Source organism: Caballeronia sp. BR00000012568055 (assembly GCF_029439455.1).
In the GTDB taxonomy this organism is placed as follows: domain Bacteria; phylum Pseudomonadota; class Gammaproteobacteria; order Burkholderiales; family Burkholderiaceae; genus Caballeronia.
The window spans coordinates 18894-31469 of the sequence record NZ_JAQFVG010000301.1; the positions used below are offsets into that span (position 1 = coordinate 18894).

Sequence of the window (12576 nt, forward strand, 5' to 3'; positions counted from 1 at the left end):
CTGTTTAATTTTTGTTCACGCGGCGCGCGGCGGTACACGCGTGACATCACCGCGGCCCGCGAGCAGCCCATCAACCGAAATATCTTCGTCAACGTCCGGCCAATGGATGCCGATTCCGCTGTAGCTGATTTCGTAACGCTGCCGTTGCTCCGCCGTAGCGTGCAGCAAGCGGGGAAACCAGGCCAGCGGCACTCCGAGCGTGCGACCGTCCGTGAGTTCGACCCACATCGTGTAATCGTCGAATCGAATCGCTTTAGCCGAAGTATTCATTCCAGGATCTCTCTATTTCTTCGCGACGCTCTTCGACCAATAACAACAGTTCGGAAAGCGTGCGTCGGTCGAATCCGGTACTGCTTGCAACGTGCACGTTCGGCCGAAGCCAGAATTTGGCTTCGCCGTTTGCGCCACTTGCATGAATATGCAGTGGTTCCCTCGGATTCCCTTCGTTGGAGTAAAAGTGAAATCGTACACCCTTGTATCGAAATACCGTCGGCATCAAAAACTCTCTACTTCCTTAACTCAAGCCAACCGCGGCCGCGCCGGATCGAACAACGGCCGCACGTGCTGATACAACTCGCGGAATCCCTTCAACCGCGCGCGCAGTTGCTCATGCCGCGCGGCATTCGGAATGAACTCTTGTTTGATGGCCGGTTTCGCCAGCACCGTAGCCGGATCGCCGCCCGCTGCGAGCCAGCCGAGTCGCGCCGCGCCCAAGGCCGCGCCGGTTTCGCCGCCGCCGTGCGTGCGCGTCGGGGTATCGAATGCGTCGGCGAACATTTGCGCCCAGTACGCGCTGCGTGCGCCGCCACCGAGCATCGACAACGCGCGGGCTTGAGTGCCTGCGGATTCGAGTGCATCGAGTCCATCGGTCAAGGAAAGCGTGACGCCTTCGAGTACCGAATAGCCGAGCAAGGCGCGATCGGTTGCGTGCGTCATGCCGAAGAACACGCCTTGCGCGTACGGATCGTTATGCGGCGTGCGTTCGCCGCTGAGATAAGGCAGAAACAACGGCGCGGACGATAAGACATCGGCGGGAAGGGCTTCGACTTCGGCAAGCAAAGTCGGCTCATCGGTCGAGGTGAGTTTGCAGACCCAGCGCAAACAACTCGCCGCCGATAACACCACGCTCATCTGATGCCACCGATCCGGAATCGCATGGCAGAACGCGTGCACGGCCGACGCCGGATTCGGCCGGAAGCGATCGCCGATCACGCACAGCACGCCCGATGTGCCCAGCGACAAAAAGCCATCGCCCGGATCGGTCGCGCCGATGCCGACCGCGCTCGCGGCATTGTCACCGCCGCCCGCCGCCACCACGACGTCGTCGCGCAGACCGAACTCGCGCGCAAGCTCCGGCAACAGCATGCCCGATGGCTCGCTGCCTTCCGCAAGCGACGGCATCTGCTGCCGCGACATGCTGCATGCAGCAAGCAACTCATCCGACCAGTCACGACGCGCGACATCGAGCCAAAGCGTGCCAGCGGCATCCGATGGATCCGACACCTTCGTACCTGTCAGATGCATGCGCAGATAGTCCTTCGGCAACAGCACGCAGGCGGTTTGATTGAAGATTTCCGGCTCGTTGTGCGCGACCCAGAGCAGCTTCGGCGCGGTGAAACCGGGCATCGCCAGATTGCCGGCGATCTCGTGCAGATTCGGCGCGCGCTCATAAAGCTCGGCGCATTCCTTGTCGCTGCGCATATCGTTCCAAAGTATCGCGGGACGCAGCACGCGATCGGTGGAATCGAGCAATACGGCGCCGTGCATCTGTCCCGACAGGCCGATGCCGCGAATCGCCGCGAACGCTTTCGGGAATTGTTCGCGCAGCTTGAACAACGCCGCGCGCGTGCCTTCCCACCAGTCGAGCGGATTCTGTTCGGACCAGCGAGGCTTCGGACGCGAGACCGTGAACGGCGTGCCCGCCGTGCCGATGACGCTGCCATCGCTCGAAAGCAACAGTACTTTCACTTCGGATGTGCCGAGGTCGATGCCTAAGTACATGAACGGACCCTTGATCGATGCCGGCACGCGATGTCCGGCAGAAGGAAGCGGAAGAACGGTCGCGCTAATTTAACGCCACGCGCGAAGCCGCGCCATGGGCACAATACCCGAGCGGCGCGGCGCTTTGAAGTACGCGCGGAAACAGCGTTATGCAGGCCGGTTGGCGAGCCACGCATCCACACGGCCGATCGCACCGCGGATCACGCGTTCGAGCTTGTCGCTGCCCGCCATGCTGCCCCACAGGAGCTTGTCGGCGGTGAACGCCTTGATCGGATCGGCGGATTCGAAGAACGCGTGCGCAACGGCCGGGTCCATCACGCCGTCCTGATACGCGTAGGGCAGCTTGCCTTCGTGCCAGCGTTCGAGAAAGCGGAAGAACAGCGCGGGCAGCACGGCGGTGGCGTCCGGATCGACGCCGCGCGCGAAGCATTCGGAAATGGTCGGCGCGATAAAGCCGGGCAGCTTCGAAAAGCCATCGGCGGCGACGCGCTGATTCGTGTCCTTGATATGCGGATTGCTGAACCGATCCAGCACGATATCGCGATACTTCGCCAGATCGAGCGGACTCGGCGTGAGGCACGGAATCACGTCTTCGGTGACGTAGGCATCGGCGAGGGCGCGGATTTCCATGTCCTGCGTGCCTTCGTGGATATATTGCAGGCCGACCAGCGTCCCCGCCCACGCGATGCAGCTATGGCTCGCGTTGAGAATGCGGATCTTCGCCTCCTCATACGGATGCACCGATTCCACCATCTCTGCGCCGACCTTCTCCCACGCCGGCCGCCCCGCGATGAAGTTATCCTCGATCACCCACTGAATGAACTTCTCGCCCATGATCGGCGCTTTGTCGTCGAAACCGGTCGCGGCCTTGATGCGCTCGGCCACGTCCGGAGTCGGGCGCGGCGTGATGCGGTCCACCATCGAATTAGGCGATGACGTGTTGGCGATCATCCAGTCGCGCAGGGCGGTTTCGCCGCGCAATTGCAGGAACTCCAGCATGCCTTTCTTGAAGCGGTCGCCGTTGCTGCGCAGGTTGTCGCAGTTCTGCAGCGACACTTTGCCCGCGCCGTTTTTCATGCGCGCATCGAGGATGGCGGCGAGCGCGCCGTAAATGGTCGTCTTGCCGCCTTTGAGGTCGGTGGCGAGATCGGCGTTGGCGGTATCGAGCTTGTCGTGTTCGTCGAGGTAATAGCCGCCTTCGGTCACCGTGAAGGACACGATCTTGCATTCCGGCGATGCGCCCGTTTCGATCAGCGCGTTCAGATCGGCGGACCAGGGCACCACGCGGCGGATCGCACGCACGGTTTCGTATTCGCGCTCGCCTTTGGGCGTAACGGTTTCGAGCGTGTACTCGCCGTTCTGCGCGGCGAGCGCTTCGAGCACGGCGTTCATATCGCCGCGAATATTGCCGATGCTGAGCGACCAGTTCGCTTCGCCCGTCTCGATCAGCCGATGCAGATACCACGCCTGATGCGCGCGATGAAACGAACCGGCGCCGATGTGCAGGATCACGTTGGCTTCGCTATTCATATCGTGTCTTCCTCTGAATGGGCAGGCGTCCGTTCTGTGCGGACGACGCTATGCGTTTGACGCGCTCTGCGGCGGCTTGAGCGGTTCTAGACCGAGCATTTGCTCGTTTGTTGGTCGAATGTTCGAATAATGGTATCCGCAAGAGCGAAAGTCAAGGCGCGCGGATGCCGTCGAAGACATCGCAATTCGCGCGCCTCGACGTGTGCGGTTTGTGCGGGAGAAGATCGGGAATAACCCGGATGGGGATGCTGCGCGTGTGGGATTATCGAACTTGCGCGTGGACCGGATGCGCATCAAACACCGGTCCCTGCACGAAATGCACATCGAACTGTTGAAGCGCATTGAACTGCGCTTCATCGGAAACGTTCGAGAAGATCAGCGGAATCTTCAGCCGATGCGCGTACGCCACCAGATGCTTCACCACTGAATCGCGCAGCGCCGCGCTGGCATCCATCTTGATGAAATCGGGGCGCGGCGCGTCCGCAAAGGCCATGATCTGGCCGGCGTTCGGCAGATTGCCCGCGACCTTGAATCCGTAGTGCTGATAACTCTTGGTCAGATAGCCAAGAAAGGTCTTGTGCGCCACCGCCGCCGCCGGCAATTCGATCACCACGCGCGACGGGCTCATGCCGAACTCCATCAACACGGACGAGAAGTGCAGTCCGTGATCGTATTTCACGCTCTTGAGCAGACGTTCATGCACGCGCAGGAACAACAGCCCATGCCGCTGCGGCCCGAAGAAATTGAACGCATGCAGCGCACGCGCTAAACGATCAAGCGTCACCAACTCGCGATCGTCATCGGTCTGCGCGAACGGATCGGGCGGCGCATCGCCTTCGATCAGCGTGATTGCCTGAACGCCCAGCTCGTCGCCGAATCGCTCGGCGCTTTCCGGCGATGCAGTCAATACCTGCGGAAAACTATGCGTGCCGACATCGAAAATCGGCTCGTAGGCGCTCGCAATCGTCATCGCGCCATGCCGCGCGATGGCCTGCTGCGCGTGTTCGCCCGAGCCTTCCACGATATGCGCGCCCAGAAACGGATGCTGCCGTGCACGGGCGACGAGTTCGGGAAGAGACGGGGAGATCATGTCGTTCTGAGCGTTCGGAGGTGGATGCGTTTGTGATTGGAGTTTCCGACGATGGTATCAGCGAGTGCCGCCACGTCATCCACCAAATCCACATATTGATATGCGCGGCTCATGACGTCGATTAAGGGTATACGAGCTATTTCACTAATCGTAATTCGTTTTACTATGCGTAAAACATTGTGACCACGGCTTTCTTTCCTGAGGTTCCCGATCATGCCCACGTTCGAGACGCACACGGACGCCAATCGGCATTACCAGTCCGGCTTTGCCAACAATTTCGCCACCGAGGCGCTGCCGGGCACGCTGCCGATCGGCCGCAACTCGCCGCAGCGCGCGGCTTACGGCCTTTACACCGAGCAGCTTTCCGGCACCGCGTTCACCGCGCCGCGCGCGCATAACCGTCGTTCGTGGCTGTATCGAATACGGCCGGCGGCGGTGCATATGCCGTTCACGCAGATTGGCCGCGCCAAACTCGTCGCCAATTTCGCGGAGGTGCCGCCTACGCCGCCGAATCAGCTTCGCTGGGATCCGCTGCCGATGCCGACCACGCCGACGGACTTCATCGATGGATGGGTGACGATGGCGGGAAACGGCGCGGCGGAATCCATGAACGGTTGCGCGATTCATCTCTACGCCGCGAATCGGCCGATGCACGACCGCTTTTTCTACAGCGCCGATGGCGAATTGCTGATCGTGCCGCAGCAGGGGCGGCTGGCGATTTTCACGGAACTCGGCAAGCTGGATATCGAACCGTTCGAGATCGCGGTGATTCCGCGCGGCGTCCGTTTCAGCGTGACGCTGCCCGATGGCGAAGCGCGCGGGTATATCTGCGAGAACTTTGGCGCGCTGTTGCAGTTGCCGGATCTGGGACCGATCGGCTCGAACGGACTGGCGAATCCGCGCGATTTCCTGACGCCGAATGCCGCGTACGAAGACCGCGAAGGCGACTTCGAACTCGTCGCCAAGATGAACGGCGTGCTGTGGCGCGCGCAGATCGGCCATTCGCCGCTCGATGTGGTCGCGTGGCACGGCAACTACGCGCCGTACAAATACGATCTGCGCCACTTCAACACCATCGGTTCGATCAGCTACGACCATCCCGATCCGTCGATCTTCCTCGTGCTGCAATCACCGAGCGATACGCCCGGCGTCGATACCATCGACTTCGTGATTTTTCCGCCGCGTTGGCTCGCCGCGGAAGATACGTTCCGGCCGCCGTGGTTTCATCGCAATGTGGCGAGCGAGTTTATGGGACTCGTGCACGGCGTGTACGACGCCAAGGCCGAAGGCTTTTTGCCCGGCGGCGCGAGTCTGCACAACTGTATGTCGGGCCACGGACCGGACGCGGGCACATTCGAAAAAGCCTCGCATATCGATACGACGAAGCCCGCGAAAGTCGGCGACACGATGGCCTTTATGTTCGAAACGCGCACGCTGATCAAGCCGACGCAATTCGCGCTCGAAACCGCGCAATTGCAGGCGCATTACTACGAATGCTGGCAGGGCCTCACAAAACACTTCAACCCGGAACAACGATGAACGACGCGCTCAAGGCCACGCTCTCGCCTGCACTCAAAAGCTGGATCGATTCCGCCAACGATCCTTCGAGCGACTTTCCGATTCAAAATCTGCCGTTCGGCGTGTTCAGCGACGAAGTGAATATGAAGCCGCGCGCGGGCGTGGCGATCGGTGAATGGATCGTCGATCTTTCGGTGCTGCAAAGCGCCGATTTGCTCGACACGCACGCCGCGTTCGATGTCCCGCGTCTGAACGATTTCATCGCGCTGGGTCGGGAAACGTGGCGTTCGGTGCGGATCGCGTTGAGCGCGTTGCTCGCGCAAGGCAACGCGACTTTGCGCGATAACGCCGATCTGCGTCGCCGCGCGCTCGTGCCGCAATCGAACGCGACGATGCATCTGCCTGTGGAGATTCCCGGCTACACGGATTTCTATTCGTCGAAGGAACACGCGACCAATGTCGGATCGATGTTTCGGGATCCGAAGAATGCGTTGCTGCCGAACTGGTCGGAGATGCCGATTGGGTATAACGGGCGCGCGTCGTCGGTGGTGGTGAGTGGAACGCCGGTGCGTCGGCCGAACGGGCAGTTGAAGTTGCCGACGGATGATCGGCCGGTGTTCGGCGCGTGTCGCAAGCTGGATATCGAACTGGAGACGGGCTTTGTCATCGGACAGGGCAATGCGCTGGGCGAACCGATTGCATGTGACGATGCCGAAGCGCACATCTTCGGCATGGTGCTGCTGAACGACTGGAGCGCGCGCGATATTCAGCAGTGGGAATACGTGCCGCTGGGTCCGTTCAATTCCAAGGGTTTCGCAACGACCATTTCCCCGTGGATCGTCACGCTCGATGCGCTGGAGCCGTTCCGTGTCGCCACGCCTGTGCAATCGCCCGAGCCACTTTCGTATCTGAAGCACGATGGCGATCACGCGTTCGATATCGAACTGGAAGTGTCGCTGCGTGCCGAGGGCGCATCGAAGCCGACGACCATCACGCGGACCAATTTCAAGCTGATGTACTGGTCGATGGCGCAGCAGCTTGCGCATCACACGGTATCGGGCTGCAACACGCGCGTCGGCGATCTGATGGGCTCGGGCACGATCAGCGGACCGACGCCGGATTCGTGCGGCAGTTTGCTGGAAAGCACGTGGAACGGTCAGCGGCCTGTGAAGCTGGAAGAGGGCGGCGAGCGCGCATTTCTTCAGGATGGCGATGAAATCACAATCGCGGGATGGTGTCAGGGAGCGGGGTATCGCGTGGGATTTGGAGAGTGCCTAGGGACGATTCTCGCAGCGCACGCGCAATAAAAAGGACACGGACATGAGAGAGACGACGATCGATGTCGAGCGCGTGCTGGGCGAGGCGCATCGGCCCGGATTTCAGTGGATGCTGCTTGCGCTATGCGGTCTGTGCCTCGTGATCGACGGCTTCGACGCGCAGGCGATGGGTTACGTCGCGCCAGCCGTGATCGCGGACTGGCATGTGTCGAAAGCGGCGCTCGGTCCGGTATTCAGCGCCAGTTTGTTCGGCATGCTGCTGGGCGCACTGGGCTTGTCGGTGCTGGCGGATCGCATCGGGCGTCGTCCGGTGCTGATCGGATCGACGCTGTTCTTCGGCCTGTCGATGATCGCCACCGCGTTCACGCAAGACCTCACCGTGCTGACGATCCTGCGCTTTATCACCGGACTCGGCCTCGGCTGCATCATGCCGAACGCGATGGCGCTGGTCGGCGAGTTTTCGAGCCCGGCGCATCGCGTGAAGCGGATGATGCTCGTATCGTGCGGCTTCACGCTGGGCGCGGCGCTCGGCGGCTTTCTGAGCGCGGCGCTGATTCCCGCGTTCGGCTGGAGCTCGGTGTTCTGGATCGGCGGCGCGGTGCCGCTGCTGCTTTCATTGGCGATGATCGCCGCGCTGCCGGAATCGCTGCAATTTCTGGTGCTCAAAGGTCGCGAATCGCGTGCGCGCGCCTGGCTCGCGAAGTTCGATCCCTCTCTGAAAAGTGACGACGCCACGCGGCTCGTGGTGCGCGAGAAGGCGAGCGGCGGCGCGCCGGTTGCCGAATTGTTCCGCGCGGGACGCGGACCGGTCACGCTGATCCTTTGGGCGATCAGCTTTATGAATTTGATCGACTTGTACTTCCTGTCGAACTGGTTGCCGACCGTGATGCGCGATGCGGGCTATTCGCCCGGCATGGCGGTGCTCGTCGGAACGTTGCTTCAAACGGGCGGCGTAGTGGGCACCTTGTCGCTCGGATGGGTTATCGAACGATTCGGCTTCGTGCGGGTGTTGCTCGCGTGCTTTGGCATCGGCGCAGTGGGCGTCGGCATGATCGGCGGTGTCGCGCATGTGCAGCTCTGGCTGTTCGTCGCGGTATTCGCGAGCGGCTTTTGCATCGTCGGCGGACAACCTGCGGTCAATGCGCTCGCGGGCCATTACTATCCGACGACGTTGCGATCGACGGGTATCGGCTGGAGTCTGGGCATCGGGCGAGTCGGATCGGTGATAGGACCGCTCGTCGGCGGACAGATGATCGCGCTCGGATGGAGCAACGTCGCGCTGTTTCATGCGGCAGCGGTGCCGGTGGCATGTTCGGCGGCGTTGGTGGTGCTGCTCGCGATCGTGCGTCGGGAGAAGGGTGGGGTGGTGCAGGCGGCGTGAGGGGTTTTGCTTCGACGGCGTCGCTCAGTTTCTTCGAGTTTCGCCGTCGCGCCCTTCCCACCACGCCGCACCCAAAAAACCCACCACCGCCACAAACAACACCGCAATCAGCGCATCCGCGCCGACGCGCTCCATCAACGCTCCCGCGATAATCGGCCCGCCGAAACTCGCCGTACTCCACGATGCCCCGACGATCGCCGTAGCGGTCACCAGCGCCGCGCCACGAAAGCGCTCGCCGCACGCCACGATCGACAGCGTATAAACGCTGCCCGCCGCCGCGCCGGTCACGAACAGCAGCGGCCAGCACACCCACGGATGATTCACCGCCCACGGCAACAAGGGCAACGCCAACGCGACGACAACGCCCGCGCCCGCATGCACCTTCGCGCGCCCGATCCGATCCGCCAGCCAGCCGATGGGAAACTGCATCGTCGTATCGCCGAGGAGGATGGCGGAGGCGAACAGCACGCCGACGTTCGCAGCGATACCGTGCGAGATGGCGAACAAAGGCATCAAGGAAAGCGCGAGGGTATCGAATAATGCGAAAAAGCCGGTGCCGATCACCAGCGCCGGCATGCGCGGCAACACCTGCCGCCAGTCGCCGTGCTCGCCTTCGTCGGAATCAAGCGCGTGCGGCGAGACGCGGATCATCGCAAGCGCAGGAAGCGCCAGCAAGAAGATCGCGCCGCAGATGGCGAAGCGCATCGATGGCCAGTGGCCGATCGCGCTGACCAGCACCGGGCCCATCATCTGAAACAGCGTGAAATTGGTCGCGTAGATGGCGACGACGCGCCCGCGCGTGGTGTCATCGGCAAGCTGCGTGACCCATGCTTCGCCGATAGTGAACAGCAGCATCAGCGCCGCGCCGCATAGAAAACGCAGCAACGCCCACAGCCACAGGTTGCCGGAAAACTGCATCGCGATGGTCGCGAACGCAGCGACGACCACCGTGCCGGTGATCGTCTCGCGCGCGCCGTATCGCGTGGCGATGCGGCTGGCGAACGGCGCGATGGCGAGTCCGCCGCCCGCCTGCATCGCCGTCATGATGCCGACGATATCGCTCCCATGTCCGGCTTGCGTGAGTGCGAGCGCGGTGAGCGGAAGCGTCGCGCCGAGGCCGAGTCCGACCACCGCGACGCTCAAAATCAGAGCCAGAAAATCCTTCGACAGAACACCCTTCATCCACTACCCGACCACAAAACTATGACGTCACGCAGCTTGCCCGATTGCGAGCCGGCGCGCACGTTTATCGAGCGTGGCGGAGAGGAGCGTAAGCGCGAAGGAGCAGCCCGCCATCAGAATGCCGACCCACGGCAGCGAGGTCAGCGGCGCGCCCGCGCTGATCACGCAGCCGCCGAGCCACGCGCCGGTCGCGTTGCCCAGGTTGAACGCGCCCTGGTTCAGCGTGGAGGCGAGATTCGGGGCATCGCTGGCGCGGTTGACGATCAGCATTTGCAGCGGCGGCACGATCGCGAAGGCGAGCACGCCCCACAGGAAGATGGTGATCATCGCAGAAACCGGCTCGTGCATGGTGCCCGCGAAGATCGTCAGAATCACCATGATCGACACGAGAAAAGTCAGCAGCGAGCGCAACAGCTTCCAGTCCGCGAGCTTGCCGCCGAGCGTGCTGCCGACCGTCAGCCCGAGGCCGAACAGCAGCAGCACGTACGTGACCGCGTGCGGCGACAGGCCGGTGACGTCTTCGAGAATCGGCGTGATGTAGGTGAACACCGAGAACAGACTTGCCGATGCCAACACGCTGATGCCCAGCACCATCAGCACTTGCGGGTTCTTCAGCACGTCGAATTCGCGCAGGATGCTGGTGTCCTGCATCTCGATATGCTTCGGCAAACACAGATGCAGCGCGCCCGCCGCGACCAGACCGATCGCCGTCACCACCCAGAATGTCGCGCGCCAGCCGGCCGCTTGTCCGAGCGCGGTGCCGAGCGGCACGCCGAGCACGTTGGCGAGCGTCAGACCGGTGAACATCAGCGCGATCGCCTGCGCGCGCCGATTCGGCGCGACCAGATTCGCCGCCACCACGGAACCGATTCCAAAGAACGCGCCATGACAGAACGCGGTGACGATACGCGCGCCCATCAGCACCCAGTAATTCGGTGCAATCGCACACAGCAGATTGCCGACGATAAACACCGCAATGAGGTTCATCAGCGCTTTCTTGCGCGCCATTTTTGCGGTGATGACAGCGAGAATCGGCGCGCCGATGGTCACGCCGAGCGCGTACCCGGACACCAACATGCCCGCCGCCGGAATCGATACACCGAGATCGCGGGCGACATTGGGCAACAGGCCCATGATGACGAATTCGGTCGTGCCGATGCCGAACGCGGCAACGGCGAGAGCGAGAAGGGGCAGAGGCATGGCGGCGGGCGGGAGAAGGATTCATCCTCGCCTTGAGCGAGGTCAAGGTTCGGATTCTACCGAAAGCTTTTTTACGATGTTGGTAAAAACCCTTATCCACATTGGCCTGGTCGATGCAGAATTATTTTTTTGAACAGGCACGCAATGCAGGAGTCTTGCGGCACATGAAGCCGTAAGTAAGCATTGCTTTCGACAAAATGTCGCAGGCGTGCGCTTCATTGCGCGACATCTATCCGTGGAATATCCGTGAAAGTGTTGGAAAATTGCAGCACACGCTGAATTCCGGATTTTTTCGATGAAACCTATTCTTCTCGCCCTGCTCGCCGGGCTGGCTTTTTCCAACGTCGTTCACGCGCAGAACAACGCAACAGGTCCGATCGCCACGCCCGCAGGCGCGCTGCAATTCGTGCGCGACGATCGCGATTTCGTCGTGACGCTGAACAACCAGATCGTCGATCGTTTCGATGCGAACACGCTGGCCCATTTCGACGATATCGGCACATCGAACGACGCGATCGCGCGTACGCTCGTGCAGACCGACACCGGCCCGATTCTCTACGACTTCCGCCGCAATCCGCCGCTGATTCAGCGCACGGGCAAGCGCATGGTCGTTAAACGCGTGTTCTGGCAGGGCGATGAAGTCGTGATGCAAGGCTCGCAAGGCTGGTTTCGCTATCAGCGCGGCGTGTTGACCAAGCTGCAATCATCGACGACCACGTATCACACGAACTAAGGAGCGCGCACGCCGAACACGCGTTCGCCCGCGATCACATAGACCGATTCGCCGCGCACCTCGCCGTTCACTTCGTAACCGCCTGTGAACGCGCCGAACGCGGGCAGCACGCCGGATGTCGGACCAAATCGAAAGCACGGCAAACGCGCGCTGTCGATTCGCGTCGCCAGCTTGTACACGGGATGCTCGTGGCCGGCGAGTGCGTAGCCATCGGCGACGCGCTGCGGGTGATGGCACAGCGCCCACGGCCCAAGCCGATACGGCTCCTTCACGACATCCATATCGAACGATGCCGGCAGCGCGCCCGCATGTTTATCGTGATTGCCTTCGACCAGCACGAGCTTCAGCGCGCGATGCTTCTCGCGCCACGCGTCCAGCGCGCGCAATGTTTCCTCCGCATGCGATTCGCGCGCGTGCAGCAAGTCGCCCAGAAACACGATGGTTTCCGGATGATGCGTGGCGATCAGCCGATCCAGCCGCGCGAGCGTTTCATCGGTTGCGCCGACGGGCACGGGAATGCCGCGCGCGCGGAACACGGCGTCCTTGCCGAAATGCGCATCGGCGATAAACAGGCTTTGGGACTTCGGATCGTAGGCGGCGCGGTCGGCTGAGAGAATCAGCGCGTGGCCTTGTACATCGATGGTCAGTGCTTCTATCGGCATAT

Annotated in this window: 12 protein-coding genes; 4 read left to right on the top strand and 8 right to left on the bottom strand. The window is 62.0% G+C overall.

Going from position 1 to position 12576, the window contains the following annotated elements; genetic code table 11:
* Positions 1-15 precede the first annotated feature (15 nt).
* The 5 genes from P7F28_RS19390 to P7F28_RS19410 form a co-directional block, all read right to left on the bottom strand.
* On the bottom strand, positions 16-270 hold the full coding sequence (locus P7F28_RS19390; protein ID WP_277186210.1) for a DUF2442 domain-containing protein: 255 nt from the start codon (positions 268-270) through the stop codon (positions 16-18).
* Positions 254-496 carry a DUF4160 domain-containing protein gene (locus P7F28_RS19395; RefSeq protein ID WP_277186211.1) on the bottom strand — a complete coding sequence of 81 codons (243 nt, stop codon included), beginning with the start codon at positions 494-496 and terminating at the stop codon, positions 254-256. Before P7F28_RS19395 ends, P7F28_RS19390 begins: the two co-directional genes overlap by 17 nt.
* A gap of 23 nt (positions 497-519) precedes the next feature.
* Positions 520-2001 carry a xylulokinase gene (gene xylB / locus P7F28_RS19400; RefSeq protein WP_277186309.1) on the bottom strand — a complete coding sequence of 494 codons (1482 nt, stop codon included), beginning with the start codon at positions 1999-2001 and terminating at the stop codon, positions 520-522.
* Between the two features lie 147 nt (positions 2002-2148).
* Positions 2149-3531 carry a D-arabinitol 4-dehydrogenase gene (gene dalD, locus P7F28_RS19405; RefSeq protein ID WP_277186212.1) on the bottom strand — a complete coding sequence of 461 codons (1383 nt, stop codon included), beginning with the start codon at positions 3529-3531 and terminating at the stop codon, positions 2149-2151.
* Between the two features lie 262 nt (positions 3532-3793).
* The gene (locus P7F28_RS19410; protein ID WP_277186213.1) at positions 3794-4621 is read right to left on the bottom strand and encodes an EAL domain-containing protein; all 828 of its coding nucleotides are present in this window, start codon (positions 4619-4621) and stop codon (positions 3794-3796) included.
* Positions 4622-4834: 213 nt separating this feature from the next.
* Between P7F28_RS19410 and hmgA the strand changes: the two genes are divergently transcribed.
* Genes hmgA through P7F28_RS19425 form a run of 3 tightly spaced genes read left to right on the top strand, consistent with a single transcriptional unit; the run spans position 4835 to position 8797 of the window.
* Positions 4835-6160: a homogentisate 1,2-dioxygenase gene (gene hmgA / locus P7F28_RS19415; RefSeq protein WP_277186214.1), complete on the top strand. Its 1326-nt coding sequence runs from the start codon at positions 4835-4837 to the stop codon at positions 6158-6160.
* A complete protein-coding gene (gene fahA / locus P7F28_RS19420; protein ID WP_277186215.1) occupies positions 6157-7446 on the top strand; it encodes a fumarylacetoacetase in 1290 nt (429 codons plus the stop codon). Before hmgA ends, fahA begins: the two co-directional genes overlap by 4 nt.
* A 13-nt stretch (positions 7447-7459) precedes the next feature.
* The gene (locus P7F28_RS19425) at positions 7460-8797 is read left to right on the top strand and encodes an MFS transporter (protein WP_277186216.1); all 1338 of its coding nucleotides are present in this window, start codon (positions 7460-7462) and stop codon (positions 8795-8797) included.
* Between the two features lie 24 nt (positions 8798-8821).
* Here P7F28_RS19425 and P7F28_RS19430 read toward each other — a convergent pair whose 3' ends face one another.
* Positions 8822-9979 (bottom strand): MFS transporter, encoded by a 1158-nt coding sequence (locus tag P7F28_RS19430; protein WP_277186217.1) that lies wholly within the window; start codon positions 9977-9979, stop codon positions 8822-8824.
* 27 nt (positions 9980-10006) lie between these two features.
* Complete coding sequence (locus P7F28_RS19435) at positions 10007-11179, bottom strand: MFS transporter (RefSeq protein WP_277186218.1); 1173 nt, start codon at positions 11177-11179, stop codon at positions 10007-10009.
* Between the two features lie 295 nt (positions 11180-11474).
* Between P7F28_RS19435 and P7F28_RS19440 the strand changes: the two genes are divergently transcribed.
* The gene (locus tag P7F28_RS19440; protein ID WP_277186219.1) at positions 11475-11912 is read left to right on the top strand and encodes a hypothetical protein; all 438 of its coding nucleotides are present in this window, start codon (positions 11475-11477) and stop codon (positions 11910-11912) included.
* On the opposite strand, the gene pdeM is transcribed toward P7F28_RS19440, so the two are convergent.
* Positions 11909-12574 (bottom strand): ligase-associated DNA damage response endonuclease PdeM, encoded by a 666-nt coding sequence (pdeM, locus tag P7F28_RS19445; protein ID WP_277186220.1) that lies wholly within the window; start codon positions 12572-12574, stop codon positions 11909-11911. The genes P7F28_RS19440 and pdeM overlap by 4 nt on opposite strands.
* Positions 12575-12576: the final 2 nt, after the last annotated feature.